The organism is Akkermansia sp. GGCC_0220, assembly GCF_017566105.1.
GTDB lineage: Bacteria > Verrucomicrobiota > Verrucomicrobiia > Verrucomicrobiales > Akkermansiaceae > Akkermansia > Akkermansia massiliensis.
On record NZ_JABFCI010000012.1, the window covers coordinates 57130 to 83848 of the forward strand.

22 protein-coding genes and 1 tRNA gene are annotated in these 26719 nt (G+C 57.3%); 14 read left to right on the plus strand and 9 right to left on the minus strand.

All coding sequences use genetic code 11. The features are described from left to right. The first annotated feature begins 69 nt into the window (after positions 1-69). Positions 70-402 carry an SMR family transporter gene (locus HJW02_RS09415; protein ID WP_102721054.1) on the plus strand — a complete coding sequence of 111 codons (333 nt, stop codon included), beginning with the start codon at positions 70-72 and terminating at the stop codon, positions 400-402. A 352-nt stretch (positions 403-754) separates the two neighbouring features. Continuing rightward, a complete protein-coding gene (locus HJW02_RS09420; protein WP_022397509.1) occupies positions 755-1738 on the plus strand; it encodes a metallophosphoesterase in 984 nt (327 codons plus the stop codon). Positions 1739-2891: 1153 nt separating this feature from the next. Here the strand turns inward: HJW02_RS09420 and HJW02_RS09425 are convergent. From HJW02_RS09425 to HJW02_RS09465, 9 genes are all read right to left on the minus strand, one after another. Then, entirely contained in the window at positions 2892-3767 is an 876-nt protein-coding gene (locus HJW02_RS09425) for a hypothetical protein (protein ID WP_146018234.1), read from the minus strand. Positions 3768-3819: 52 nt separating this feature from the next. Further along, entirely contained in the window at positions 3820-4893 is a 1074-nt protein-coding gene (locus HJW02_RS09430) for a hypothetical protein (protein ID WP_102721052.1), read from the minus strand. A 15-nt stretch (positions 4894-4908) separates the two neighbouring features. Next, positions 4909-6285 (minus strand): DUF6056 family protein, encoded by a 1377-nt coding sequence (locus HJW02_RS09435; RefSeq protein ID WP_146018235.1) that lies wholly within the window; start codon positions 6283-6285, stop codon positions 4909-4911. Positions 6286-6305: 20 nt separating this feature from the next. Beyond that, the gene (locus HJW02_RS09440; protein ID WP_180971065.1) at positions 6306-7757 is read right to left on the minus strand and encodes a hypothetical protein; all 1452 of its coding nucleotides are present in this window, start codon (positions 7755-7757) and stop codon (positions 6306-6308) included. 25 nt (positions 7758-7782) lie between these two features. After that, a complete protein-coding gene (gene ftsA, locus HJW02_RS09445; protein ID WP_102713795.1) occupies positions 7783-8994 on the minus strand; it encodes a cell division protein FtsA in 1212 nt (403 codons plus the stop codon). Positions 8995-9109: 115 nt separating this feature from the next. Next, the gene (locus HJW02_RS09450) at positions 9110-9625 is read right to left on the minus strand and encodes a peptidoglycan endopeptidase (protein ID WP_240454340.1); all 516 of its coding nucleotides are present in this window, start codon (positions 9623-9625) and stop codon (positions 9110-9112) included. A gap of 127 nt (positions 9626-9752) precedes the next feature. Next, entirely contained in the window at positions 9753-11693 is a 1941-nt protein-coding gene (locus HJW02_RS09455; protein ID WP_240454341.1) for a phospho-sugar mutase, read from the minus strand. Positions 11694-11822: 129 nt separating this feature from the next. Further along, a complete protein-coding gene (locus HJW02_RS09460; protein WP_022397519.1) occupies positions 11823-13607 on the minus strand; it encodes an ABC transporter ATP-binding protein in 1785 nt (594 codons plus the stop codon). After that, a complete protein-coding gene (locus HJW02_RS09465) occupies positions 13601-15451 on the minus strand; it encodes an ABC transporter ATP-binding protein (RefSeq protein WP_180971067.1) in 1851 nt (616 codons plus the stop codon). The genes HJW02_RS09460 and HJW02_RS09465 overlap by 7 nt, the downstream gene beginning before the upstream one ends. A 178-nt stretch (positions 15452-15629) precedes the next feature. On the opposite strand from HJW02_RS09465, the gene HJW02_RS09470 reads away from it, so the two are divergent. From HJW02_RS09470 to HJW02_RS09525, 12 genes are all read left to right on the plus strand, one after another. After that, positions 15630-17042, plus strand: a complete 1413-nt coding sequence (locus HJW02_RS09470) for a hypothetical protein (RefSeq protein ID WP_102733199.1) — start codon at positions 15630-15632, stop codon at positions 17040-17042. Between the two features lie 75 nt (positions 17043-17117). Further along, on the plus strand, positions 17118-17918 hold the full coding sequence (locus tag HJW02_RS09475) for an ABC transporter permease (protein ID WP_102721046.1): 801 nt from the start codon (positions 17118-17120) through the stop codon (positions 17916-17918). Between the two features lie 15 nt (positions 17919-17933). Then, positions 17934-18752, plus strand: coding sequence for an ATP-binding cassette domain-containing protein (locus tag HJW02_RS09480; protein WP_102721045.1), 819 nt, complete (start codon positions 17934-17936; stop codon positions 18750-18752). Between the two features lie 18 nt (positions 18753-18770). Next, positions 18771-19754, plus strand: a complete 984-nt coding sequence (locus tag HJW02_RS09485) for an MlaD family protein (RefSeq protein ID WP_022397526.1) — start codon at positions 18771-18773, stop codon at positions 19752-19754. Positions 19755-19898: 144 nt separating this feature from the next. After that, positions 19899-20225 (plus strand): DUF883 C-terminal domain-containing protein, encoded by a 327-nt coding sequence (locus HJW02_RS09490; protein ID WP_022397527.1) that lies wholly within the window; start codon positions 19899-19901, stop codon positions 20223-20225. Positions 20226-20284: 59 nt separating this feature from the next. Continuing rightward, positions 20285-20731 carry a phage holin family protein gene (locus HJW02_RS09495; protein ID WP_022397528.1) on the plus strand — a complete coding sequence of 149 codons (447 nt, stop codon included), beginning with the start codon at positions 20285-20287 and terminating at the stop codon, positions 20729-20731. Next, positions 20731-21072: a hypothetical protein gene (locus tag HJW02_RS09500; protein WP_022397529.1), complete on the plus strand. Its 342-nt coding sequence runs from the start codon at positions 20731-20733 to the stop codon at positions 21070-21072. Before HJW02_RS09495 ends, HJW02_RS09500 begins: the two co-directional genes overlap by 1 nt. Before the next feature lie 957 nt (positions 21073-22029). Beyond that, complete coding sequence (locus HJW02_RS09505) at positions 22030-23112, plus strand: type IV pilus twitching motility protein PilT (RefSeq protein WP_022397530.1); 1083 nt, start codon at positions 22030-22032, stop codon at positions 23110-23112. A gap of 25 nt (positions 23113-23137) precedes the next feature. Then, positions 23138-24232, plus strand: coding sequence for a type IV pilus twitching motility protein PilT (locus HJW02_RS09510; protein WP_022397531.1), 1095 nt, complete (start codon positions 23138-23140; stop codon positions 24230-24232). A 27-nt stretch (positions 24233-24259) separates the two neighbouring features. Further along, complete coding sequence (locus HJW02_RS09515; RefSeq protein WP_102721043.1) at positions 24260-25333, plus strand: peptidylprolyl isomerase; 1074 nt, start codon at positions 24260-24262, stop codon at positions 25331-25333. Positions 25334-25346: 13 nt separating this feature from the next. After that, positions 25347-26399 carry an acyltransferase gene (locus HJW02_RS09520; protein ID WP_180971068.1) on the plus strand — a complete coding sequence of 351 codons (1053 nt, stop codon included), beginning with the start codon at positions 25347-25349 and terminating at the stop codon, positions 26397-26399. Between the two features lie 236 nt (positions 26400-26635). Further along, positions 26636-26711 (plus strand) — tRNA-Ala (locus tag HJW02_RS09525). Positions 26712-26719 lie beyond the last annotated feature (8 nt).

A 26719-nucleotide genomic window follows, 5' to 3' on the forward strand; every position in this document is an offset into this window, starting at 1 on the left:
TCTCTCAAATCTTCACGATGCCCATAATCATTGGCGGTTCCCGGGCGATGCCTTAGCAGGAACGAATCCATGAAAGCATATCTTATCCTATTGCTGGCGATTGTTCTGGAAACAATCGCCACCTCTTTCCTGAAGCAGAGCGAACAATTTACCAGGCTCCTGCCCACCATCGTAACCGTAGCCGGATATGCAGGCTCCTTCTACTGCCTCAGCCTGGTGCTGAAAAACATCCCTGTGGGCATTGCGTATGCCATCTGGTCGGGAATGGGCATTGTGCTGATCTCCGCCATCGGGTGGGTGGCATTCAAGCAGCACCTGGACTTGGCGGCGATTTCAGGTCTGGCGCTCATCATTGCCGGAGTATTGGTAATCAATATCTTTTCCAATTCCGTTTCCCACTGATGGGAAAAAACGGAAAAGCATTCCCTGCAAGGGGATGACGGCCCTCCCCTCCAGGCAGCGGCAACCGGAATAGAAAAACGCCTCTTCACTGAAAAGAGGGTAAAACCTTCCAGAGGCCCGGCAAGCCGGTCTTCACAATGGCTCATTCCTCCGCCAATAAAATCCGTCAAAGGACCTGTTTCTCCGGTGAAAAAGAGTATCCCTCTCATGATTCTAACTGCTGTGGAGCTTTTCCGGCCAGCCCCGAACTGCCACCTTTAAAAGGAAAAAGAGAAGCACCCGTCCGGCCTTCTTCCGGCGCATGCATAATTTTCTGGCCTGGAAAGCAGGCGGGCGGTAAAAACGGGGTGCCATGAAATATCTTGCGCTATTTCTCATCTTTCTGTTTCAAGCGGTGCACGCGGAGGAACCCGCTCCGTGGAGAATCGCCATCATCGGCGACACGCATGACTCCCCCAAACGCATGGAAGGAAGCGAAGGGGTAGCCGTCAACTTCATCAAAACCCTCTATGGGGAAATCCTGAAGCACCAGGTGGACATGGTCGTCCAGGTGGGGGACATGGCGGACATTGAAGGAAGCGCCCCCGTCAACGGACTCGCCAAGCGCAAGGAACTCAACAAGATGCTGGAGGAAAAAGGCATCCCCTTCTACGCCGTGCGCGGCAACCATGAATCGCTGCCCTTCCGCGCGGAACAATTCAGGGAACTCTTCCTGCCTACCCGGAAACAGGGCGCCAAAGGGCTGGCCACCAGAAAACTGAACTACGGCATCCGCCATAAAAACGCCTCCCTGTACTTCATGGACATTGACCTGACCCCGGACCAGCTCGTAGACTTCAGCGCGTGGGTCAAACGCAACAGGAGCAAGGCCAACACCGTTCCGCGCCATTGCCTAATTTTCACCCACCGCACCCTGCAAACTCCCATGCAATTCCGGGAATGCCTGTGGGGCCGCTACAACGACAGCGCGGCGGAACAGCAGAACATCTTTTACCGCAACCTCCGGGACGCCGGCGTTCGGTTCGTCGTCACCGGGCACCTGCATGCCCACGACCTGTACATGATTACATCCCCGGACGGGAAAAACACCCTCACCTCCCTCATCTGCGCCCCCGCGGGCAACAAGGTGCTGCCCATCCCCTTCCTTCTGCCCGCAAAATCCCGCGTAAAAACCCTGCAATACCGCTCCGGCATCACGGCCTACTACATCCTGAACATCTACCCGGACTCCATGACTCTGGACACCTATGCCGCCCCCAACAACGGCATCACGGACCAAGGCCCGCAAGGAAGCGAATTCAAAAAACTGCACTCTTACGCGATTCCGATGAATTGAATAACTTCCTACCCATATTTTTCTTTCCATCCCGGAACAAACTGGAGTCCGCCACGCTTTCCGGGCAAGCCTGAAGACGCTCCTGTCCACGCAAAGAAATAGAAGCCTTCCTCTTTTCCGGATAGTTCATGTTCCCGCGTATTATTCCAAACGCCCGGAACCGTGAGGCTCCAACTTTCTATCGTGCTGGTGTCCGCGGCCTCCCTTATATAAAAATTCCGTTCCGCCATCACGCCCGGCAGCACGGTCATCAATCAGGCTTCCGATTTCCTAATCAGCGTATCCGGCCTTTTTAAGATACTTGACCTCTTCTCCGGCCTGGCCCGGATAAAAGTGAACCAGCATCTCCACAAACGCAGGCTCCAACCTCTTTTCCAATTCGTACTTGCAACTGTCGTTTCTTTTTTCATTGCTCATCAACTTATTATTGCAGTAGAGAGCCCAAGGCTCCTGTTCCCGGTTCAATTCCGGATCATACCGCTCCCGGAATGTTTCTAACACAGTCGCTCCATATCCCGGTCAAATCACTTCTTTTCACACGGCATCGAGTGACAATTCCAGATATATCCAAGGCTAAACCGTTCATTCGCCTCACCACTCTGGTCTTCAATTCATAATCCATGCTGCCACATAGCAGCCAAATTTGGTAATCATCACGATATGGTACCACTGTGGTCCTCAAATTTCCCGCCTTTAAAAATCCGCAAAACAAAAATGGCATCGCGCTTTCACGATCTCGTGGCCATCAAGGCTTTCCGAGTCCTCTCCCTCCTCCCATCATGGATGCACACCAGGAACACACCCAGTCCCACGCTTGGGGAAATGGGAATGTTCCAAGTCGACGGCAAAAATCCCCCCCCGTGACATTATCCTACAATTGATTCGTTGCAAATACTTCTATGACTTCATTCGCACCATTCTTGGAATAACCTGAGTCGAAATCCGTATCGGAAGGCTCCTCCCTTTTGTCCCTCTCAATAATTTTGACATAGCGGAAGCTCCTATAACGGTGGTCGCACCTTCCGGAAACCTCTTTGTCACCGTTCCTCCATCCTTATATTCTGCCCTGATCTCTTAGGAAACCACTATGATCTTTGCCTATTCACTACTCATTAGCAAAACTCATAGTTTTCTTTTCAAAAATAACTATAATTTATTTCTTCTTTCCAGTCTGTTGCCGGAGCGCCTGTTCATATCTGCGTCCTCGATCACCCTTGTATAGGAATTTAGTGCTTGCATCCCTCCCTACAGTTCGATTGATCAATTCGTCCATCGCCTTTCCTTCATATCCTGCCAGTTTAAGATATTTTTCCACCTCATTTTTATCGCCCGGAAAACATTTCAATAAAATTTTCATTAATGCCGGCTCAAGTGAATTTTTGAGATAATGGGAAGCTGAATAATTTCTAACTTCATTGGAAGCTATTTTATTATAATAATATATACGCTTTTTTTCAATATCACCAGAACCCCAAACTCCATCTCCCCTATGCTTCTCTGCATACTCTTTTAACCGTTTCTGTACTATTTTTTCATATTCTCCAGCCATCTTTGCATGTTTCTCAGATAGCTTTTCATCATAATCATCACGTACAGTTTTGGTCATTGCAGCAGTATACAAAGATAATAATTCTGCCAGTTCTTTTCTTTTCAGGTCATGCTGAGAAACAATTTCCGGCAGGCTCCAGCACATTCTTACCACTTCACCAGCCAAATTGTCTCTTTCTCTGTAATCCAAACCTTCATGGTTGGTAGAATCTGTATTTTCATCATAATCGACCTGAAAAGCAGGAGCTTTGGCGACATAATAACATATCCATAAAAATTTATTGAGATCTCCTTCTTTCAATTCATCCCAATCCATTTTCTCAATAAATTCCTGAGACTTATGGACCTTCTGATAAAATTCCTTCAATTTTCCATCTCTCAGCAACTGCGCCCATCCCTGGACCAATTCCGGTTCATCCTTGAAAATAGGGATAACATCCGGAGCTTTAATTATTATCACTTGCGCTGCATTAACATTCATGACAGACGCGAGGAGAAAAATACCTATGATGCTTAAATAATTTTTCATTCTGTTATTTTTTATTTTCAGGACCAAAAAAATATCTCAAATTCAATGTATTCCTTGTTACAAAACAGCCAAATTTCTTTATAGAAGAATTTAGATAAGAATGCCCATTAGCAAGAGCTAATTTTTCAAATACAAAACATTGATTTTCTTCTACGATTACTGCACCGTCCTTATTTTTACTGTCCAATCCTCCTCCTCCATAATGAACTCTCCATTGACATGCCCAATGCCACTTTTGAGGCAACTTATGCAGAGGAGGAACTCCATTAATCTCTATTACAAAACGGACATCCACACTTGATGTAGCTCTATCCCAAAATTTATTGCCGGGCAAAACATCTATTTTCGCATCACAGCCTGTTGCAGGCGTATGCCTTGGATCTATGCTTTCACTTATACTTCCTTGATCCTTGAAAGAGCCCAAGTCCCTTTCAATCACATCTATTTCAACAAAGCTCACCTTCAATGGCTCCAATCTTAATTCTAATAACATGGAAGCTCCCATCGTCAACTCATCCTGAAAAGAGGCAGGAACTCCTCCTTGGGCATGCTTGCTCCACATTTTTTCAGGAAAGAGAACCTCTATCTCCAACTTTTTTGTCTTTTTCCCATTTAATTCTGCCTGAATCACAACCTTACCGTCTTTCTTTTTCCCTTTTTCATCTAATGAATCTTTCAGAAATTCTTTTTTTGCTTCTACATTCAAGGTTGACCTTCCATCAGTATTTTTTGGCCATTCTTTCAAATACTCTTGGCCACTTAGAAGGTGCCACTTAATATTTTTTACGTTCTGGGCATTTTGCCCCTCGACAAGCTTGCCTGATAATATCAACTTGAATCTTTCTCCAATTCCGACCTCTTTTCTTTCATAAGCCTTTTCTTCATCCCGGTGAATATTCAGGACGAATTCCGCAGAAGGCTGTTCTGTTTTTGTTATAATCTTCAACAAAGAATCATTCCAGCATTCCTCCTCATCTTCTGCATGAAGAGGAACATTGATACAGAGCACGCACAGCAGAAATATCATCCCATATTCCCACAATTTTTGAATTGCTGATGAACCAAGAAAATATTTCATATTCTTTATTATTATTTAATTTTCTAATTTTTCAATAAAAATTTTCCTAACTCCATAATACACAGCCGCGCCCCGGTTGACGTAGTCTTCCGGGTTTTGCGACAGGTCCACCCAGAAGATGAAGGAGCACCACGGGGAGGGTGGAACGAGGGGAGGAACCACAATTTCCCGAAAGCCGGCCTTTTTCTGTTCCAGAATCAGGCGGACGCGCTTTTCATGCTGCCGGAACAGAAGCAGGTGATCGTGAAGGGTGGAAAGAACGCATATTCCGGACAGCGCCAGAAAAACAGCCACAGTCATCCGCGGACGGGGCTCCGCGGCGGGAATGCCGTACCACACACGGAGAAGAGCCAAAACGCCAATGCCGAACAGCAGGGTGGCGGAGAACATGGCATGGTCCGCCGGAACGACGGCGGCGGCAAAGGAAAGAGCCATGGCATACGCCGTCAGAATGTATGCTGCCGCTGTTCCGATGAAAATTTTCCATGGCCGGAAGGCATTCCGGTTCCTGCGGAAGCTTCTCCACAGCATCCAGGCAGCCACCGCACCCAACAGCAGGGGAAGGACCAGGTATTCATGCATCCGGAGCAGGAGCGCGGGGACCGCTTCCCATCTGTCCCAAACGCCGGAGAGGGGTTCCGCGCAGCCGGGAGTGGCGGAGTGCATCCGCGCAGAGAGGCCGGGCGCAAGCAACATGCACAGAGAACCTGCTACCTGCGCCGCAACGCCCGCATAAAACCACAAGGGAAGTTTTTCCTTCCGGACCAGGCGGACGAAGACAAACAAGGCTCCCAGCAGAAGCCAGGTTCCCGGAATGTTGTTTTCATTAGTCATGCCTGCCAACAATCCCAGTACCACTACGCCAGCCCACTGCCCGAAACCCTTTTTAGCAGGCTTTCCTTTTTCCCCGTTTTCCCGATTTTCCAGCAATCCCCGGTACAGGCACAGGAAACCGAGCCAGAGGGCGGCTCCCCAGGAATAGTTGGTAGCGCCGGAGAGCCAGTAAATCGTGACGCCGGGCCGGGCCGTACAGGTGAAGAGCAGGAGAAGCGCCAATCCGAAGAGTCGCACGTCCGGCCAGGAACGGGGGTCCACCCTGCGCCCGGAGGCCAGATAGAACATCATCAGCGCGAGGCAGACCTGTACAAAGGGGTTGAGCAGAATGAAGAGCCATTTGCCCGCTGTCGCCACGGCAAAGGCCAGGTATTCCCCGATTCTGGGGTTCCAGCTCATGTAGGAGGCCACGCAGCGTTCCCAGACCAGGCTGAGGGAGAAACGGTGTTCCATGCCCGTCAAGGCGTGATGGTACGTGTCTGAGGTGAAGGGGCTCCACCAGCTAAGCAACGCCACATACAGCAGGGCGGCTGCAACCAGCGCCCAAAACCATACCATGGACGTACGGGGAGACGGCATCAGCTCGGGTCCGGTTTCTTCTTCCGCAGCGCCGGGGGCAGGTCCAGGTCTTCCCCGTCCAGAATGAGGGGGCGTACATGGGCAAAGAGTCCGTGTCCCGCGCGCTCTTCCTCTCCTTCTTCCGGGGGAGTTCCTTCTTCCAGTTCCTTGATGTCGGGAACCGGGTCCAATTCCTGTTCCGCATCCGCTCCGAGTTCCTGCGCTGCAGGCGCGGGTTCCGGGAACGTTTCCTCCACGTCCGGCACGGAGGGAACAGGCCTTACAGGCACCAGTTCCTCTTCCAGTTCATGGTCATCCCTTCTGACGGAGGGAATGGAAACGGGAGGTTCCGGCTCCGGACGCCGTTCCGGTTCGGGAACCACGGCGGGAGCCACAGGCTGAATGATGGTTTTCCCATCCCCGATGAAGGGTTCTTCCTCCGGCACAAGAACTGTCTGGAGCTCCGGTTCCCTACGGAAAACGGGAGCAGGAGAAATTTCCGGTTCATTCACGGGCACAACGCCCAGCACGGTCAGGGACAGGCGGTCTTCCGGCTGTTCCGCCACGGAAGCGCCGATATGGAGGCGCACGCCGCTCCCCAGGATTTCCGCCACTCCGCCAGCCAGCGCTTCCAGGCGTTTCAGGGTCAGGGAATTGCCGCCGCGCACCAGCACCAGAACATCGTCCACTTCCCCCAGCCGTTTTTCCAGGAAAAGGGGAGAGTGCCGGACCTGGTCCAGCATGTCCGCCGTGGAAACGTCCGCGGACGCTTCCCCTACGCCGAAGGAGCAAATTCCCTTCCCCGTTCCGGCCACGCGGAGCAGGTCATCCAGCCCTACGCGGAGCAGGCTTCCGGAAGAGTTGAGAAGGGAGGGCACGATGAGCACGGCGCGGGCAATGAGGGCATTGACCACGGAAAAGGCTTCCAACACTCCCTTGTCGGGATCAATCAGGCTTTCCATGGCGTCATTGTCAAACCGCAGCACCATGTCGGAATACAGGGCCAGCCGGGACAGCGCCTCGTCCGCCTGGGCGGCGCGGCGGTCTCCTTCAAACCGGAAGGGGCGGATGACGACGCTGACGACGTAGGAGCCCTGCTCCTTGGCCAGCCGCGCCACCTCCGGCGCCACGCCGGAGCCTGTTCCGCCTCCCAGCCCGGCGGCGAGGACGGTCAGCGCACTGCCTTCCAGAGCCCGGAGGATGGAGGATTCACTTTCACAGGCGGCCTGTGCCCCCACGGAGGCATCCCCGCCGGAGCCGAGCCCCCGGGTAAGCCTGGCCCCCAGATGGACCTTGCACGGAACGGCGGAGGCGTTCAGCAAACGGGCATCCAGATTCATGGCGCACACGGAAACCGCCTGCGGAGCCAGCAGCAGAACTTCCTCCATCACCTTGGCGCCTGCGGCTCCAATGCCGCACAGGCAGATTTTTCCGGATAGCCCGGACGGGTCCTGGGGAGAAAATTCCAGCATGGTTTTTAATTGGGGTAGAGATTGATCAGGAGTTCTTCCTGCCGAAGAGGCCCAGCACGCGCCCCAGCCAGCTCCGCTGCTGCGGCAGCTCGGCATCCAGAATCTGGGCATACCGTATCAGCCCGATGGCCGTACAGTAACGCGGGTCATCCAGATAGGAAGGCGCTCCGTTTTTGACCAGCGTGGGACGGCTGATCGCCACGCCGAACACGTGGGAGGCCAGTTCCCCCACGCCGCGCATCAGGCTGGCGCCCCCGCACAGGTAGACGCCGTGGCAGCGGTTGCCCTTGAAGGTGTCCTTGGGCAGGGAGGATTTGACCAGATTGAAGATTTCCAGCAGGCGGGAACGGATGATTTCATTCAGAACATTGCGTTCGATGGCGGCATCCTTCATGTTTCCTTCCCCGCGCACGCGCACCATTTCATTGGTCTTTCCGGAAAAGCTGTTGGCATCCCCCTCCGTTTTCTTGAGCAGTTCCGCCTGTGCCAGCGGAATGCCGGTCATCAGCGTGATGTCATTGGAAATGTGGTCGCCGCCCAGGGGCACGCATCCGGAGGCCACGAGCTGGCCGTCCAGGTAAAGAACGTAATCCGTAGTGCCCGCCCCCATGTCAATGAGGAGGGCTCCCGCCTGCTTGACCTGCCTGTTGAGCACGAACTGGGCCGTGGCAATCGGGGCGAAGACCACGTCCGCGATGTCCAGGGGAACTTCCCGCACACAGCGGAAGGAGTTGGTGATGCGGGATTTGATGCCGTGGATGATATGGCAGTCGATGTCCAGGGTCCTGCCGGTCAGCCCGGCGGGATTGGTCAGGTTTTCCTGCCCGTCCACGGAGAAAAGGCCGGGCACGCGGTGCAGGACGAATTGTTCCGGCCCCAGGGCGATGTCACGGGCGATTTCCGTCACCTCGTCCATGTGCTCCTGGGAAATGATGCTTTCATCCGGAGGCAGGCGGAAGGTTCCACGGTTGTTCTGCCCCACGATGTGGGCCCCGGTCACGGACAGGTAGACGGTCATGATGTCCACGTCCGCATGGTCCTGGGCCATGTTCCAGGCATCGTAAATGCACTGGATGACCTTGGAGGTGTCTTCAATCTCGCCGCGGACCACGCCCTCGCTAGGAACCTCACCCACGCCGATGATCGTCACGGTTGCGTCGGGCTTCACTTCGCCCACAACCATGCAAGTCTTGCTTGTCCCTATCTCAAGCCCTACGTGAATTTTTGTCTTAGCCATGAAAGTCAAGGAACTATCAACGTCCTCGCACCTGATAGCACATTACTTTCCATTGTTCAAGAAAGCCTGCGCGAACATACGCAAAAAACGCGGTTTTCCGTCGCGCAGGCCCGGATCAGAGACCCGTGGGGTGGCGCACCAGGAAGTTCCGGGCATTGCGGCCGTCCACCCTCCAGCGGGGGCCTTCGCCGCGGCGGCCGCTTCCGGTGGTGTCAAACCGGAGGCCGCAGATGACCATGAATACGTGCCCGTTCTTGGCATAGACGGAAATCCAGTCCCCGGCGCCTTTCTGCCCGTAGTTCAGGAACAGCTTGGAATGGCGGGTGGAAGTGAGCAGGCCGGCTTCCTTCAGTACAAAGGAGGTGCTGCCGGAGCAGTCATAGTGGGAGTCATAGTGTTTCCTGTGGCCGCCGCCCAGGCGGTAGGGCTTGTTGACCAGGGAATTGGCGGCCGCAATGGCGCGCTTGACCTGCGGGGGGGCATTCCTGGGGGGAATGGCCTTCCCGTTGTGCAGTACGGCCGTTTTTCCCGGTACAAAGTGGTAGGCGGGGAGCCGTGCCGGGGCTTCGACTTGTTGGGAGGTGGAGGAGCAGGAGGAGAGAAGAAGACCGGCCAAAAGAGCACCGGCCACGGAGAGAGTTTTGTGGACCGCAAATGTCATAAGAATTATAAACTGCGGAATTCCGGCCTCCTTGGCAAGAAAATAAATTTCCCCCGTCCACATTACATGGTAGACGGGGGAAAGAAATCAACAACATTTAGCCGTTGGAACGGGCGAAGGCGTCCTTCTCCACGGCAGCCCACAGGGAGTCCAGGGAGGCCTGGACCGCCGGCAGGGCTTTCTTCACCGGAGCGCCCGGTTTCCCGTGGCCGAAGAGGTAGTACTTGATCTTGGGTTCCGTTCCGGAGGGGCGCACCGCAAAGCTGCGGCCGTCCGCCATATCCACAAAGATCATTTTTTCCGCCGGAATGGGGTCGCCCTCCGCATCCACCATGTCACCCTTGGAGAAGTCCCGGATGCCGCTGACGGCCACGCCGTCCACTTCCGTGGGAGGATTGGAGGAATAGGAGGCGGAGAGGGCGGCGATTTTTGCCGCGCCGTCCGCGCCTTCCATGACCAGGGATTTGCCCATTTCCAGGTACACGCCGAATTGTTCAAAGAGTTCATGCAGCAGTTCCAGCAGGCTCTTGCCGACGCTTTCCGCATAGGCGGCCAGCTCCGCAAAGATGATGGCGGCGGAGTTGGCGTCCTTGTCGCGCACGAAGTCCTGGGCCAGGTAGCCGTAGCTTTCCTCCCCGCCGAAGACAAAGTAGCGGCTGTATTCCAGGCGCAGGGCGCGCGTCTGTTCCTCGCTCATCTTCCGGTAGCCTTCCCGCTTTTCCGCAGGAATGGCTTCTTCATATTTGCCGAGCTTCTGGGCGATGTACTTGAAGCCCGTGAGCACGTTGACCACTTCATAGCCGAAGTGGTGGCCGATGGCGTCCTGAAGGCCCGTCGTCACAAAGGTTTTCACCATCACGGCGCGGGAACGGTTGGAGTCATTGATGATGCCCAGCCCGGACATGCTCATGCAGCGGTACCACGCCAGCAGGGAGCCGATCTGGTTGCCGGTCAGCAGGTGCATTTTCCCATCTTCCCCACGAACGGCCACACCCATGCGGTCCGCGTCCGGGTCCGTGGCGATGACGATGTCCGCGCCGGAAGCGTCCGCCTGCTCAATGGCCAGGGCCAGGGCCGGCGGGTTTTCCGGGTTGGGAGAGGCCACCGTCGGGAAGCGGCCGTCCTGCACGTCCTGCGCCGCCACGGTCTGCACGTTGCAGCCCAGTTCCTTCAGCAGGGGAACGATGATATGGCCGCCCGTGCCGTGGAGGTTGGAGTAAACGATTTTGGCGCCGCCCTTGCTGAAGAGCTCCGGACGGAGCAGCACGGTTTTCAGGCGGTCCATGTAAACGCGGTCAAAGGAGGCGTCCAGCACGTGAAGGGTGCCGCGCCGGTCTTCCGGCAGCGGTTCATATTCCTCAGAGGTCAGGGAGTTCACTTCCTCAATCACGGCCTTGTCATGCGGAGGCACCAGTTGGGCGCCGTCGTTGAAATAGGCCTTGAAGCCGTTGTCGTGGGAGGGGTTGTGGCTGGCGGTCAGCACCACGCCGGAATCCGCATTGAGTTCACGGATGGCGAAGGAAACTTCAGGGGTGGCCCGGGGGCTGTCGAACAGGTAAATGTCACAGCCCAGGTCCGTGCCGATTTTCGCGCAGAATTCGGCGAAGTCACGGGAGAAGTGGCGCGTGTCATGGCCGATGACCAGCCGGGGCTTCCTGCCCGGGTCCGTGGCCTCCACATGCTTTTTCACGTAAATGATCAGGCCGCGCATCGCTCGCCCCACATTGAAGTAGTTCATGCAGGCGGTTCCCACGCAGGGATATTCCGGGCGGCCGTTCACGCCGCCGCTCCCCTGCTCCGCCCGGGTTACGATGCTGCCGATGGTGCGGCCGCGCAGCCCCCCCGTACCGAAGGCCAGGGTCTTGTAAAAACGGTCATTCAATTCCTGCCACTCCCCGGCGGCAGCCAGTTCCTCTACGGCCTCACGCGCTACGGGGGATTTGGTTCCGGCCAGCAGAAGGCGGATATTGGTCAGGGAAGACTCCAAAAGCTCCCCCTCTTTAACGGCATTCGTCAGGGATTCATCCAGTGTATTCATGCTGGCGGAATAGTACATCATGACCCTTGTTTGACAATAGCTCTTTCCACCATGGCCTGAGAAAAACCGCCATGTGCGCTCCGGCACGGGCGCGGGAAAAGCCTTCCGTCTCCGTCCCCCCCCTTTCACCTAGAGGGACTGGCGGTCATACAATTCCCGGTACAGCGGGCAGGAGGCATAAAGTTCCGCATGAGTGCCGTCCCCGATGATGCGGCCGCCCTCAAACACCAGAATGCGCGTCGCCACGCGGATGGAGCTGAAGCGGTGGGCTACGATGAGAGCCGTCCTTCCCTCCACCAGGCGGTCCAGCTCCTGCTGGATCTGGGCCTCGCTTTCCGCGTCCAGGGAGGCGGTGGCTTCATCCAGAATCAGGACGGGGGCGTCTTTCAGGAAGGCGCGGGCAATCGCCACGCGCTGGCGCTGGCCGCCGGACAGGCCGCTGCCTCCGTCGCCAAGCATGGTCTGGTAGCCGTCCGGCATCCCCATGATGAAGCCGTCTGCGGCGGCGGCGCGCGCCGCCGCCATCACTTCCTCATCCGTGGCGTCCTGCCGCCCCAGCCGGATGTTTTCCATGATGGTGCCGTGGAAGAGCACGGGATGCTGGGAAACGAAGGCAATGTTCTTGCGCACATCGTGCAGGGAGGCGTCTCTCACATCCACGCCGTCCATGCGCAGGGTGCCGGAACTGACGTCGTAAAATCTGGGCAGAAGGCTGGCAAACGTGGTTTTCCCGGCGCCGCTGGGGCCTACCAGGCCCACCACTTCCCCGGGGCTGATATGAACGTCAATGCCGTCCAGCACCTTGCGTGCGCCGTCGTAGGAGAAGGAAACGCCGTCATAGTCCAAACGCCCGGAGGCTCGCCCCAGGGGAACGGGATTGGCGGCTTCCGGCATGGTGTCCGGCTCCTTCAGCAGGTAGTTGATGCGTTCCAGGGAGGCATGCGCGCTTTTCAGGTTGGTCAGCGTCACGCCCAGGCGCTTGAGGGGGTCGTAACACATGAACAGGGCCGCGGCCAGGGCCGTGAAGTCAGCCTTGGTGATTCCCATTTCATGGCCCCTCACCAGCAGAATGCCCAGGCCCAGCGCCGTCACCATTTCCAGCACCGGCACCAGGAAGTGCCTGTACTTCACCGTTCTCAGATTGATCTTGAAGAAGCGTTGGATCAGCCCCAGGAAAAGCCCCACCTGCTGTTCCTGCATGCCGTAGGAACGGATTTCACGCTGGGCCGCCAGGTTTTCCTGGGCGGCGGCCGTGATATTGCCCAGCTCGTCCTGCGCCTGCTTGGCCTTCTTCATCACGCGGCGGCCAAAGAAGCGGATGGGCCATATCGCCAGCACAACCAGCCCCAGATTCATCAGCACCACCGCCGTGTTCGGGTCAACAAAGACCTTGTACACCAGGAAGGCGAGTGCGGTCAGCAGGGTAAGGGGCTGTTTGATGATGTCATTGGCCGCTATTACCAAGCCTCCCTGCACGTTGGCCGCGTCATTAATGAGGCGGCTGATCAGGTCCCCCCGTTTCTGGCGGTCAATGAAGGAGAGGGGCAGCGTTTGCAGTTTGGAAAAGGCATCCAGCCTGATTTCCTCCAGCACCTTCATGCTGACGATGCTGATCCAGTACACATTGAAGAACGTGCCTATGCCCCGGATGGCAAAAACCAGCGGCAGCAGGGAACATACGGCCACGAGCACAGCGGTGTGCATGTGCTCCGGGGCCACCAGATGGGCGATGATGTTCTGAAGCTCCGGGGGAATCTGCGTATTGTCAAACACCACCGGGAACACCTTGGCAATCATCAGCGGGAAGCCGAAACCGCTGGCGGCGGCGGCCAGCGCCCCGGCGGCCAGCGCGGCGATGAACAGCTTCATCACCGGCTTCAAATACCGCGCGTACTCAAAAAACTGTCTTAACATGAAGCGCCTCCTTCCTCTTCCGCAACCATCTGCTGCTTGTTGTAAAGTTCCCTGTACAGGGGGGAGGAGGCCATCAGCTCCTCATGCGTGCCATCCGCAATGACGCTCCCTTTTTCCAGAACCAGAATTCGGTCCGCCATCCGGATGGTGCTGAACCGGTGGGCAATGATGAAGGCCGTGCGTCCGGAAGCAAGCTTTTCAATCTCCTTCTGGATGAGTTCCTCGCTCTTCATGTCCAGGGAAGCCGTGGCTTCATCCAGCACCAGGATAGGCGCGTTTTTCAGAAAGGCCCTCGCCAGGGAAACGCGCTGCCGCTGGCCGCCGGAAAGCCCTTCCCCCATTTCTCCGATCATGCGGGAATAGCCTTCCCCCGTCTCATTGATGAAGCTGTCCACGGCGGACATGCGCCCGGCTTCCTCCACCTCCGCGTTGGAAGCGTCCGGACGGCCGATGCGGATATTGTCCGCCACGGATCCGCGGAACAGCACGGGATACTGGGAAACCAGCGCGATATGGGAAAGCAGGTCCTTCTTGGCCATCTCCCGCACGTCGATGCCGTCCACCTTCACGCTGCCGGAAAGTACGTCGTAAAAACGGCACAGCAAATTGATGAAGGTCGTTTTCCCGGCGCCGCTGGGGCCTACCAGGGCCACCACCTGGCCAGCCGGGATGCGGATGTCAATGTTCTTCATGACGGGGGCGTCCTGCTGGTAGCCGAAGCACACATTGCTGAACTCCACTTCCCCCTTCCAGGCTTCCGGACTCTTCGGGTTTTCCGGTTCCGGAACGTCGTCCGGAGCGTCCAGCACATGGTTGATGCGCTCCAGCCCGGCATTCAGGGTTTCCGCCTTGTTGTGGACCGCCCCCAGCTTCTTGACCGGTTCATAGCAAAGGTACATGGCCGTAGCCAGCGCGGCGAAGTCCCCCATGTTCATGCCGTTCATGTTGCCGACAAAGAGAGTGGCCGCCATGGCGATGGCGCTGACGAATTCAATCAAAGGCGTCAGCAGGCTCTGCCACCTGACCGCACTGATGGAAGCCTGGATGTAACGGTGAATCCTGTTCCTGAACAGACTTGTCTGCTGCTCTTCCAGTTCAAAGGCCCGGATGTCCCGCTGGGAGGAAAAGTTTTCCTGAAGCGTGGAGGAAAGATCCCCCTGGCTGGACTGCACCACGCGGGCGCGGGCGAGCATTTTCTTGCCGATATAGCGGATGGGAATCACGCAAACGCCCACCAGAAGCATGTTCGCCAGCAAAATAAGGAACTGCTGGCTGACGGAGGCCCTGTAAATCAGGAATCCCAGCGCGGCCAGGAGGGTCAGGGGCTGGATAATCAGGTCATTGGCAATCTGCACCAGGCCGCCCTGCAGGAACTGCGTGTCCTGCATCAGGCGGCTCAGCAGGTCTCCCTTCTGCTGACGGTCGTGAAAGGCCAGGGACAAATCCTGGTATTTTCTGTACACCTTGAGCCGCAGCGTTTCCAGCACGCCCAGCCCTATTTTGGAAAGCAGGTAGACATTGACGAAGGAGGAGAGGCCGCGCACCACCACTACCATCGGGAGCATGGCCGCCGTGGCCCACACCGTCACCCAGGGCAGGTTTTCCGGACTCACGTACCAAAGGAGCACGCGCTCCGCCCACGGGGGCAGCGGCTTCCCGTCAAAGATCACGGGAAACATTTCCTGCAAAATCACCGGTATGCCGAAGCCGCTGGAAACAGCGGCCACCATGCCGCCGATCACAGCCCACACCAGCGTGCCCTTATAAGGGAGAAGATATTCGCGCCATAATGCTACGGCACGCTGGATGGAGGATTCCTGCCCCTCTGTTGACTGTTTCCTCATAAGTAATTCCGGATTGATGCGCCCGGGAACGGACGGCGCGCAATCGGTGCAGATCATACCATGAAGACCGCGGATGACAAGCTCCTTGCGATAAAAACTCCTCAGGAAACGCCCGGAGGGAAAGCCGCCGGGCATCCCGGCTTGCCCGCCTCCCCGGAATGGTCTACCCTGCCGGCGCATGCTGAAGACAGGATTAATCCAGCCGGAGACCATCCCCGGCCATTTCCCCAGGAACCTCAGAACCATCGTGGAACTGTACCGTTCCTGCGTGGACGGCGGGGCGGAGCTCGTTCTTTGTCCGCCGCTGGCCCTCAGTGGCGCGCACACCGGGGAACTGGCCCTGCGCAGCGGTTTCCGGTCCCAGCACAAGGCGGCCCTGGCCTACCTGGCCCGGGAAATAGCGGACGTCCCCCTGCTGCTGGCAGCGGCGGACGCGGACGGCAGCCGCTTCCACATGCTCCGGAACGGCCTTTCCTTTCCACGGCAAGCCGTTATTTCCCCAGCCGCACACGGAACGGTGGCCGTTCCCGTTTTCGGCATCTGCCGGACGGCGGATGAAGCGGGTTTTTCCATCATTTCATGGCCGGAATCTTCCCCTGCCTCTTCTTCCGTACCCCGCCTCTTGCTCCGCACCCATTCCGGCGCGTGGCATGAAGGACTGCTGGAGCAGGATGAGGAGGAAGCCTGCCGGCTGGCGCGGGAAACAGGGCTGCCGGTCCTCACCGCCCGCCTGGCCGGGGGAGAAGGCCCGTTTCTGTTACCCGGCGCGTCTTCCGCATGGTCCGCCCACGGGATTCTCCTCAAACGGCTGCGTCTTTTTGAACGGGATTCCGCCGTCATTTCTCCGGAAAATTCCATGGAGGCGTCTTCTCCGCTTCCCGCTCCGGAAGAACAGCTCCGGCACGCCCTCCGGAAAGGCACGGCGGACTTCATCCTGAAAAGCGGGCATGGCGCCGCCTGCCTGAACCTGCTGGAAAGCTCCGCATCCCTCCTGCTGGCTCAACTGTTAAAAGAGGAACTGCCTTCCCTGCCCTTGACGGGCTTCATCCCCCGCCTCCCCGGCATTCCGGAACAGGACACTGCCCGGGCGCAAACCTGTGCGGACAAGCTGGGCATTCAGGCCCGGATGCTACCTCTCCCTGCAGATGCTGCGGCCGGAGGACCGGATGACCTGTTCACGGCCGCATGGCTCATGCGCCAATGGGCCCAGGAGGAAGGTGCCCTGCTGCTTTCCGCCCTGACCGGAACGGACATCATGACCGCTCCCCGCCTCCTTCCGCCGGCCCTGGCCGCTGACTTCATGCCGCTGGGGGATTTATATGAAACGGAACTGGCGGACCTGTTCCCCGGCTTCCTTTCTCCCGCGCCGGATGCGGCCATGCGCGACAGCCTCCTCATCCGTCTGCACCGCGCGCATGAATCCGCCACGCCGCTGGCAGGCCTCTTCCCGGAATCGGAGCTTGAAATCCGCCGCTGGCAGCGCCGGGCCCGCGCCTCCGAATGGATGCGCCGGAAACTGCCGCCGCGCCTCACGCTGCGCTCCATTCCCGGTGCACCGGAAACGCCTTACGTCCACCGGCTGACGGATTGACGCGGCGCGTTGCTTTTCTTCCCGTGGCGTACATTGCGCTTGCTCTTGAAGTGGAAGAAGTGATTAGTAGAAGCCATGCAATTCTATGTAGCCACCATGATCGGCCGCGCCGCTCTAAGGCTGGTTGACCGCCTGGGGTCAATCGGATTGCTGCTTTACCAAGTGGCCGCATGCATGTGGTCCGGCAAATTCCGGATGCGCGTTCTTGTGGAGCAAATTGCAAAAATCGGGGTGCAGTCCCAGCCGGTGGTCATCATCACCGGCGCGTTCACCGGAGCCGTGCTGGAAGCCCAGACCCTGTTCCAGCTCCAGACGGTGAGGATGGAAACCATGGGGGGCGCCGTCGTCGCCGTGGGCATGTTCCGGGAACTGGGGCCCGTCATTACCGGGCTGATGCTTGCGGGCCGCGTCGGGTCCGCCATGGCAGCGGAAATCGGGACCATGAAAGTCACGGAACAGGTAGACGCCCTTAACTCCATGAACGTGGACCCGGTGGACTACCTGGTGAAGCCCCGCATCCAGGCCATGCTCATTTCCATGCCTATCCTGATGATGGAAGCCGTGCTGGTGGGCATCGCCTCCGCCTACATCGTCAGTATCACCTCCTTTAACGTGGACCAGGCTTACTGGATGCACTTCATGAGCAAATTCGTCACCATGGGGGACATCACCGTGGCCCTGGTCAAAGCCCTGGTCTTCGGCCTCATCATCTCCACCATCTCCTGCCGGGAAGGCCTGAACACCACGAACGGAGCCGTTGGCGTCGGCAAATCCACCATGCAGGCCATGGTGTATGCCTCCGTGGCCCTGCTCATCGCCAACTTCATTCTGACCATGATTCTCAATTCCATCTTCCCCATGGGATTCATGAGATAACCCTTCCGCGCCGCCATGCAGCCATTCATCCGCGTCCACCAGCTCAAGCAAAGCTTCGGCACCCAGGAAGTGCTGAAAGGCGTGAGCTTTGACGTGGGAAAGGGAGAGCTGATGGCTCTGATCGGCGGGTCAGGGGCTGGAAAAAGCGTCATCCTGAAACATCTGGACGGCCTGATGGACCCGCTGGACGGCTATGTGGAAATAGACGGCAGGCGCATCAGCGGAGCGCCGGAAAAAATCAAGAAGCAAATCCGCGGTAAAATAGGCTTCATGTTCCAGCAGGGGGCACTCTTCGACTCCCTCAGCGTAGGGGAAAACGTCGCCTTCCCGCTGCGCGAGGAAGGAATCCGGAATGAAGAGGAGCTGGACGCGCGCATCTCCGCCGCCCTGGACTCCGTGGACCTGCTGGGGCAGCAGGAAAAAATGCCGGCAAGCCTCTCCGGAGGCATGATCAAGCGCGTAGCCGTAGCCAGGGCCATCGTCACCACGCCGGAATGCCTGCTGTATGACGAGCCCACCGCAGGCCTGGACCCCATTGTCACGGACAGCATCAGCTTCCTCATCCGGCAAATCTGCAAGGACAAGGGAATCACGACCGTCATCGTCTCCCATGACATGCCCAGCGTGATCCGCATTGCGGACAAAATCGTCTATCTCAGGAACGGGGAAGTTTACTGGACGGGAACCCCGGAGGAGCTGCTGCATTCCAGGGATGAAAACCTGCAAAGGTTCCTGTACGGGGATTCCGGGGAAGACTGGGCCTCCCTGACCGGCAGGCATGAAAACTTTCAACGGGTTCTGCTGGAACGGGCGGAACGTGAACGGAAACAATAACCATCTTACCACAGAGCCATGAAGCAGAAACTTAAGCCGGAAACCTGGGTGGGCATCTTCCTGATTGCCGGAATCCTGATGATCATCGGCGTCATCCTGGGGTTCGGCAACATCAAGACCTCCAAGGAGCAAACCTACCCCATCAACATCATTTTCAAGGACGCGGCGGGCCTCATCAAGGACTCCCAGCTCCGCCTGGGCGGCGTTACGGTGGGAAAGGTCACCAAGGCGCCCGAACTCCTGCCCTCCGGCAATGAAGTCATGCTGGAAGCCAGCATCCTGAGCGACGTGAAAATCCAGGAAGGCTCCGTCTTCCGCGTGGACATGCAGAACATCCTGGGAGACAAGTACATCGACATCGTTCCCCCGGCACGCCCCACGCACGAATACATCCCGCCCCATGCCACCATCATCGGGCAGCCTGAAAGCGATTTCAGCAAGATCAAGAACAACGCCGTGGGCGCCACGGAGGAAATACTGAAAATCCTCAAGCAGATTGAAAAAAATTCGGACAACATTGACGAGGCCATCCTCAACATCGGGGAAGCGGCCAAAGGGCTTGCCCAGACCACCAAGCTGATCAATGAAGGCATCCTGAGCCGGGAAAACCTCCGGCACCTCAACAGCGTGCTGGCTCAAATGAACAAAGCGGGCGAACAGCTCCCCGCGACGATGGCGGCCATGAAAGACACCGTCAGTGACGCCCGCAGAATCATCGCCGGAGCGGAAGAAAAGCTCAACAGCCTGGACCCCGCCATCAAGGAAATCCCCCCCACGCTGACCGCCCTGCGCAAGGCTTCCGAGCAAATCGCCTCCGTCACGGCGGACGCCCGGAAAAACCAGGGCTTCCTGGGGCTGCTCATGTACGATGCGCGCTTCCGCGCCAATGCCCAGGAATTCATCCGTAACCTGAGGGACTACGGAATTCTGCGGTACCGGAACCCGAACGAGCCCCAGGCCAAACCAGACCCCCGCGGCGGTTTTTCAGGAAGCCGCCGCTGAGGAACGCGCACAATTCCGGGTGAAGCCGCTTTACACACTTGCCAATAGAGGGAAGCGTGCTAAATAATTCCCAATGTGAGAGGCGAAAACATGTAAGCCGACATGTTTTTCAACAGGAACCAACCCTTAACACTCTAATCAACCATGCAAGACAACCAAACCGAACTTGAACCGACCGCAGCAGCAAACGACACCGCCTGCTCCTGCCCTTCCGCCCGCGAGCTTGCCGTAACCAGATTTCAACAGGCCAGGGCCTTCGCCGCGGCCAAAGTAAACCAAATCCGCAAGGCGGCTACGGAACAGGCCAGCACCATCCGTGACTACGCCCAGGAAAAAGGAGAAGTCATCCGTGACAAGGCCAAGAAGTTCCATGAAGCGGGCGAAGAATACGTGAAGGAAAAACCCACCCAGTCCGTGCTGATCGCCATGGGCGTGGGCCTTCTGATCGGCATGCTCATCCGCCGCCGTTAACCCTCATTCCGCGCCATGCGCATCAAGCGCATGGCGCCCTCACCCCTTCAAACCGAGCCATGGGACTGATTGACAAACTCAAACGCACCTTCGTCGCCCCCATTGTGGAGGAAAAGGAAGAAGGAGCGGCCATGGTCCGGTCCCTCCGGGAAACCGGAGCGGCGGCGCTTGACCATGTGGAAGCCCTGGCCGCGCTGCTCAAGCTGGAACTGGAGGAAGCGTCCAAAAGGCTGGGCAGGAAAATGGCCCTGCTCCTGCTGGCCGCCTTTATGGCCATCTTCGGCTATCTGTTCCTGTGGTGCTTCCTGACCATGGTCATGGCCCACTTCTGGGGAATCATTGCCGGACTTGCCGTAACCACCGGCATTCATCTGGTGGCGGCTGCCGTGGCGCTCATCCTTTTCAGCCGAACCCATGTAACGCCCATCGCCCCGGCGACGGCGGAAGAACTTAAAACGGATTTATCATGTCTGCAAATGGCTCTCAAGAAAAGCTCGCACTCCTGATGCGGGTGGCTTCCTCCCGGCTGGATATCGTCAATGAGACGGATACCCTGGTCCAGAAGACGCAGCAGCAGGCCGACCACTTCCGGAAGCTGAAAAAAAAGGCCATGTCCCTGCCTGTGATCGGCTCCATTGTCGGCACGGTGGGAGGCATTCTGCTCATCCGCATGTTTACGGGGAAAAAAAGCCATCCGGCGCCCCCGCGTCCGCATGTTTCCGGAAGCTGGATCAATTCCCCTATCTTCCGTTTCATCATTGAAATCCTGGTAACCCTCGCCTTCCCGTCCCTGAAAAAAATGGGCTTCGACCTGGCAGGCAAGAAATTCTTCAACCTGTTCAAGTAACAGGATTTTCCGGTCGATGCGGCGCAGCCTTTTCAAGCCGTTGCTTTAAAAAAGAACTCAGGAATTCCGCTGTTGCGGGAGAAATGTCTTCATATCCTTGCGGCGTCAGATGCGCGCCGTTCCGGGAATATCGTCCCCCCTGCAGGACAACTCTTCATGCAGACGGCCGCGATACCTCATAAAATAACGACCTGCCGCCAAAGAAAACAACGCCCCTTTGTTCATACGTACCTCGCCAGGCTGGACAGGCATTTCGGCATGGTCCATGCGGCGATATTGGAATGAAACAGGAGACCAGGGCATGCCTGACCCCAAAAAGGCATCGGCAGCTCAATTCCCCTTTCCAGCGCTTTCCGCCATGAACAATTCCTGCCAAAAATAACAGGGCGCAATCAGGAAAAAAGCTACCTGGCCATGAAAGGGAGGCCCCAATATAGGAAGACGACCATCATGGCGGAAACATGGCCTTCCCAGTCATCGCGGCGGCGGGGAATTTGGAAATGTTCCGTCCGTGTCCCCGTTCGGAGGAACAGGAAAAATTGATGAAGAAAGTCATTTAAAACAATATCCCGACCTTTCCCCCGGAGGCAAAAATGCAACCGCGCCATAGACTTGTCCTCAATGCCGCCATTTCACATTTAACCATGAAAACAGCAGCGGGATTGCTGTCGGCTCTTTCCGCCATGCCAAACGTATGCCTCTGCCGGGAAAGTCCGTGAAAAACCGCGATTCCTCAGGGTCCGGTTCCCGAAACGGCAGAAAAACATAAATGCTCTTTCCCGCTCCCGGAAATAAACTTTTGCGAGCCTTCCTCAAGGCTTCTCTCCAAAAATCCTCCCCCGCCACGGGACGGCACAGGGCCGCCTGCACAGAAATCATTTCCCAAACATTTTTTGCTGGTCAAAAAAGCCCCGTTTTCGTTAGTATGTAGCTTTATCAGTTTGCTGCATTCACAACATGAGCGAATACATTTTGCCCCACGTCGACGGATATCTTAAGCTTGGACAGGACTTTGACTGTTCCGATATCCACCTTGCCGTCAACAGCCGCCCCACCTGGCGCCGGTTCGGCCAGCTTCTCCCCATCTGGGAGGAAGCGCCCAATCTCACGCCCCAGGACACGGAAGTTCTGGCGAGGGGCTTTCTGGAAGACCCGGAATGGAACCGCCTTCAATTAAAGGGGGACGTGGACTTTGCCTATGCCAACGACTTCGGACGCTACCGCGCTTCCGTGGTCAAGCAGCGCCTGGGCTATGACATCTGCTTCCGCATCATCAACACGCGGGTGCGCACCATGGAGGAAATCGGCCTGCCGACGGAATACGTGGTGCCCCTCACCCGCTACACCAACGGCCTCATTCTGGTGACGGGCTCCGTGGGTTCCGGTAAATCCACCACCCTGGCCTCCATCGTGGACTTCATCAACCAGGACCGCCACGACCACATCATCACGCTTGAAGACCCCATCGAATACCTGATTCCCTCCAAAAACTGCCACGTCAACCAGCGTGAAGTGCACAAGCACACGGAATCCTTCGCGCGCGCCCTCCGCGGGGCCCTCCGTGAAGACCCGGACGTCATCATGGTAGGTGAAATGCGCGACCTGGAAACCATCTCCCTGGCGCTCACGGCGGCTGAAACCGGCCACCTGGTGCTCGGCACCCTGCACACGGGGTCCGCAGCCCGCACGGTGGACCGCGTGCTGGACGTCTTCCCGGTGGAGCAGCGCGACCAGATCCGCATCATGGTCAGTGAATCCCTGCGCGGCATCATCTCCCAGCAGCTCGTTCCCAGGGCGGACGGCAACGGCCGCGCCCTGGCCATTGAAATGCTGGTCAATACACCCGCCATCGCCAACTGCATCCGCGAAGGAAAGACATTCATGATTCCCGGCTGCATCCAGACCGGGAAGGCCCAGGGCATGATCCTGATGGACGACTCCCTCCGGGCGCTGCACCAGGCGGGTCTCATCACCACGGAAGACTGCATCTTCCGCGCGGAAGACAAAACCATCATGAAATCCTTCCTGGGAATCAAGTAACCTTTAACTTTGACACACTCCTGTTATGGCTGTTATCGACCAATACTTCAAATACCTCGTAGAAGCGGGCGGCTCCGACCTTCACCTCAGCGAAGGCCAGCCTCCGAAAATCCGCGTCAACGGGACCATCTCCGCCATCTCCGACGAAAACCTGGAAGGCCAGTCGTTCAAAAACCTTCTCGCGGAAATATGCGACTCCCAGGCCTTCCAGAAATACCTGGAAGAAGGGGATCTGGACTTCGCCTATGAAATGGATGAAACCTCCCGTTTCCGCTGCAACTACTTCAGGCAGCAGCACGGCCTGGGAGCCGTCTTCCGTCTCATTCCCACAAAAATCGCCACGCTGGAAGAACTGGGCGTGCCCACGGTCGTCAAGGAATTCGCCCACATGAGATCAGGGCTGGTGCTGGTCACGGGTCCCACGGGCTCCGGTAAATCCACCACCCTGGCCGCCATCATTGACTACATCAACAGCAACCAGGCGCGGCACATCATCACAGTGGAGGAACCTATCGAATTCGTTCACCCCAATAAAAAATCCATCGTCACCCAGAGGGAAGTGCCCCTCCAGACACCCTCCTTCGCAGACGGCCTGCGGGCTTCCCTCCGTGAAGACTCCGACATCGTGCTGGTGGGTGAAATGCGCGACCTGGAAACCATCTCCCTAGCGCTCACGGCGGCTGAAACCGGCCTTCTGGTATTCGGCACCCTGCACACGAACAACGCCAGCAAAACCATTGACCGTATCATTGACGTATTCCCGTCCGACCAGCAGTCCCAGGTACGCACCATGCTTGCGGGCTCCCTCCGCGGCGTCGTGGCGCAGCTCCTGATGAAGCGCAGCGACAAGCCGGGACGCGTAGCCGTCAATGAAATCCTCTTTGCCACGCCCGCCGTGGCGGCCATCATCCGTGAAGGCGCCACGCAGAAAATCCCTGACGTCATCGTCGGCGGAAAGGCCATGGGCATGCAATTCATGGATGACGCCATCTGGCAAAAACTCCAGCAGGGCGTCGTCTCTCCGGAGGAAGCCTACATGAAGTGCATTGAAAAGAAGAGGTTCCGCAACTTCCTTCCCCCGGAATCCGTCCGTCTGGCAGACTCCGGCGGTGGAAACTAGGCTCTTTGTCCCTTCCCTGTCCCTCCCATGTCCCCCACTGGAAAATTCACGTTCAAGCTCGTGATCTATGGAGCATTCCTGCTCTATCTGGTGGGGGATTTGTTTCTCTGGCACGGCTTCCTGGCCGGCAGGATGGACGCCTACCTGAAACCGATGCCGGGACCGCCCGGAGACAACTCCGCCCGGATTGCGGAAGTTTACGGCGAACCCGTCACCGCCAACCAGCTCTCCCGGAGGGTTGCGGAACTCCGGCTCCTGCGCCAGCCTCCCGTGCTGGACATGGACGGAGGCATCAGGCTCACCCATGAACTGGACGTAGCCGGAGACCTGGCTCCGCGGGCTAGGTACGATCTGATCGGCTCCTCCCTCCTGCGCCTGAAAACCAGCGTCAACGACCTTCAGCTTCCCAACCGCAATGCGGAAGCCGCGCGCGCCGCGGAACAAATCCGTTCCCGCTTTGACGGGAACACGGAACAATACCTGAAAACCCTGCATGACCAGAAATTCACGCAGCAGCAATTCCAGGAAAAAATAGCGGCGCGGCTCAAGCAGACGGAACAGCTCTACCGGGCGACCGCCCAGGCGGCAGAGCCGTCCGACGAAGACCTGAAAACCTATTATGATTTGATCCGGGACCAGCTTAAAACCCCTGACCTCCGGAAAACCAGGCACATCTTCCTGGCTACCCTTCACAAGGATGAAACCCAGGTCAAACAGGCGGCGGAAACGCTGCTGGCGCGCCTGCAAGGCGGGGAAACCTTCTCCCGGCTTGCCAGGGAATTCAGTGAGGACGAGCGCTCCGCGCCCGCAGGCGGGGAACTTGGCTGGGTCAGCCCCGCCCGCGCACGGGAAACTCTGGGCCTGGAGCTGGCAAACGTTCCCGACAACAAGCCGGTGCTTCTTAAAAGCCGGTGGGGATGGCACCTTGTGGAAGCCTCCCCCCTCAAAAAAGGAAGTATCCCTTCCTACGAAGAAGCGCTTCCGGCCCTGAGGAATGCAGCCCAAAGCCTCAGAAAAGCGCAGGCCGTGGGGCTGTACATGGAGGGCCTTTTTGAAGAAGCCCACCTCAGGAGCCGCATTAAAAACAAGCCGGACCGCTGATGCTCCAGTTCCAATGAGCGCCCCTTCCTCCTTCATTACAGGCATCTCATTAATCCGCATCATCCTCTGCCTGATGATCTGCGCCTTCCACTGGGCGCGCTGGTCGCCCGTTGCGGGCTCCGTGGGCGTGGACTGGTTCATCGTCCTCTCCGGATTCCTGATGACGTTCACCCTGAAAGAAAATTCGTTCAGTCCGCCCTCCTTCTACATCTCCAAATTTGCGCGGCTGTGGCCGCTCCTGTTCACGGCCATCCTCCTGTCCAGCCTGGTCTCCTACAAGGAGCAATTCCAGCTGGACAACCTGCTCGGCGTCCTGCTGGTTTCCTTCGGCGGCAATCAATTCATGAACCTGCACACGGGAGACAATTATGCCTTATGGTACATGAAGCTGGAAATCCTCTTCGTCCTTATCTTCCCTCTCGTGGCCTATGGAAGGAAACGCCTTCCCCTGCTGCTGGCGCTGGGCCTTGTAACCGCTGTCGCCTGCACGTTCCTGGAACCCGTCGCACGCCTTTACTTCTTCCCGCCCTACCGTTTATGGCAATTTCTCGCCGGCTGCTGCGCGGCACGGCTCTATAAAAAACACGAACGCTTCTTCCGGTGGAGCCCGGCTGTGTTCTCCTTCGGGGTGCTCTACCTTCTCTACCAGACCTTCACCGGCGCCTTGTGGGGCTCCGGCGGGAAAGTTGCCTCCCTGGCCTTCCTCCTTCCCGACACGCTGATTGCCGTGCTGACCATCGCCAGCGCGTGCTCACTTGCAAAATCCCCTCAGCCGCCGGCTGTTAAAATTCCAGCGGTGCTCATCCATTTGACCAACCGGGCCAGCCTCCTGACCTATGCCGTCTTCCTGCTGCATGTTCCCCTCCTGCAATTCATGCAGTACATCTGGCCGCAGGACCGATACGGAACCCGTCCCATCCTCTTCTGGATATGCGCTGCGCTCCTGTTGATTGCCGTGGGAGCCGCCATGCATTACGGCATTGAACAACCATGCGGAAAATGGCTTTCCTCCCGCTTGAAACGTGCCTTTGCCAGAGTCCGGAACATCAAATTCACCGCTCTTTGAACTGCCGTCCGCTTTCCACGGGAATACAGGCATTCCTTTTCCCGGTTCCCGTATTGCGCCGTCTCCCGGCTCTTTCCGGAAAAATGAATCTCTCCCCCTGCGGCAGACTTCCGCCGGACAGGAAACGGCGGCATGCGGAAAAGGAACACGAAATCTTCCATCTTATTTGCGTTGCCTGACGAATTCCTCTTGCTTTCAGGCGGCGGATGGAATAGATTCCCCCCGGTATTTTCCACGGGGTATTAGCTCAGTTGGTAGAGCGTCTCGTTCGCAATGAGAAGGTCAGGGGTTCGAATCCCCTATACTCCACCATCCATCTC

What these genes read in the sequence shown, in the direction of transcription:
- HJW02_RS09415 (WP_102721054.1), top strand. Translation starts at nt 70, where the DNA reads ATGAAAGCATATCTTATCCTATTGCTGGCGATTGTTCTGGAAACAATC.
- HJW02_RS09420 (WP_022397509.1), top strand. Translation starts at nt 755, where the DNA reads ATGAAATATCTTGCGCTATTTCTCATCTTTCTGTTTCAAGCGGTGCAC.
- HJW02_RS09425 (WP_146018234.1), bottom strand. Translation starts at nt 3,767, where the DNA reads ATGAATGTTAATGCAGCGCAAGTGATAATAATTAAAGCTCCGGATGTT.
- HJW02_RS09430 (WP_102721052.1), bottom strand. Translation starts at nt 4,893, where the DNA reads ATGAAATATTTTCTTGGTTCATCAGCAATTCAAAAATTGTGGGAATAT.
- HJW02_RS09435 (WP_146018235.1), bottom strand. Translation starts at nt 6,285, where the DNA reads ATGGTATGGTTTTGGGCGCTGGTTGCAGCCGCCCTGCTGTATGTGGCG.
- HJW02_RS09440 (WP_180971065.1), bottom strand. Translation starts at nt 7,757, where the DNA reads ATGCTGGAATTTTCTCCCCAGGACCCGTCCGGGCTATCCGGAAAAATC.
- ftsA (WP_102713795.1), bottom strand. Translation starts at nt 8,994, where the DNA reads ATGGCTAAGACAAAAATTCACGTAGGGCTTGAGATAGGGACAAGCAAG.
- HJW02_RS09455 (WP_240454341.1), bottom strand. Translation starts at nt 11,693, where the DNA reads ATGAATACACTGGATGAATCCCTGACGAATGCCGTTAAAGAGGGGGAG.
- HJW02_RS09460 (WP_022397519.1), bottom strand. Translation starts at nt 13,607, where the DNA reads ATGTTAAGACAGTTTTTTGAGTACGCGCGGTATTTGAAGCCGGTGATG.
- HJW02_RS09465 (WP_180971067.1), bottom strand. Translation starts at nt 15,451, where the DNA reads ATGAGGAAACAGTCAACAGAGGGGCAGGAATCCTCCATCCAGCGTGCC.
- HJW02_RS09470 (WP_102733199.1), top strand. Translation starts at nt 15,630, where the DNA reads ATGCTGAAGACAGGATTAATCCAGCCGGAGACCATCCCCGGCCATTTC.
- HJW02_RS09475 (WP_102721046.1), top strand. Translation starts at nt 17,118, where the DNA reads ATGCAATTCTATGTAGCCACCATGATCGGCCGCGCCGCTCTAAGGCTG.
- HJW02_RS09480 (WP_102721045.1), top strand. Translation starts at nt 17,934, where the DNA reads ATGCAGCCATTCATCCGCGTCCACCAGCTCAAGCAAAGCTTCGGCACC.
- HJW02_RS09485 (WP_022397526.1), top strand. Translation starts at nt 18,771, where the DNA reads ATGAAGCAGAAACTTAAGCCGGAAACCTGGGTGGGCATCTTCCTGATT.
- HJW02_RS09490 (WP_022397527.1), top strand. Translation starts at nt 19,899, where the DNA reads ATGCAAGACAACCAAACCGAACTTGAACCGACCGCAGCAGCAAACGAC.
- HJW02_RS09495 (WP_022397528.1), top strand. Translation starts at nt 20,285, where the DNA reads ATGGGACTGATTGACAAACTCAAACGCACCTTCGTCGCCCCCATTGTG.
- HJW02_RS09500 (WP_022397529.1), top strand. Translation starts at nt 20,731, where the DNA reads ATGCGGGTGGCTTCCTCCCGGCTGGATATCGTCAATGAGACGGATACC.
- HJW02_RS09505 (WP_022397530.1), top strand. Translation starts at nt 22,030, where the DNA reads ATGAGCGAATACATTTTGCCCCACGTCGACGGATATCTTAAGCTTGGA.
- HJW02_RS09510 (WP_022397531.1), top strand. Translation starts at nt 23,138, where the DNA reads ATGGCTGTTATCGACCAATACTTCAAATACCTCGTAGAAGCGGGCGGC.
- HJW02_RS09515 (WP_102721043.1), top strand. Translation starts at nt 24,260, where the DNA reads ATGTCCCCCACTGGAAAATTCACGTTCAAGCTCGTGATCTATGGAGCA.
- HJW02_RS09520 (WP_180971068.1), top strand. Translation starts at nt 25,347, where the DNA reads ATGAGCGCCCCTTCCTCCTTCATTACAGGCATCTCATTAATCCGCATC.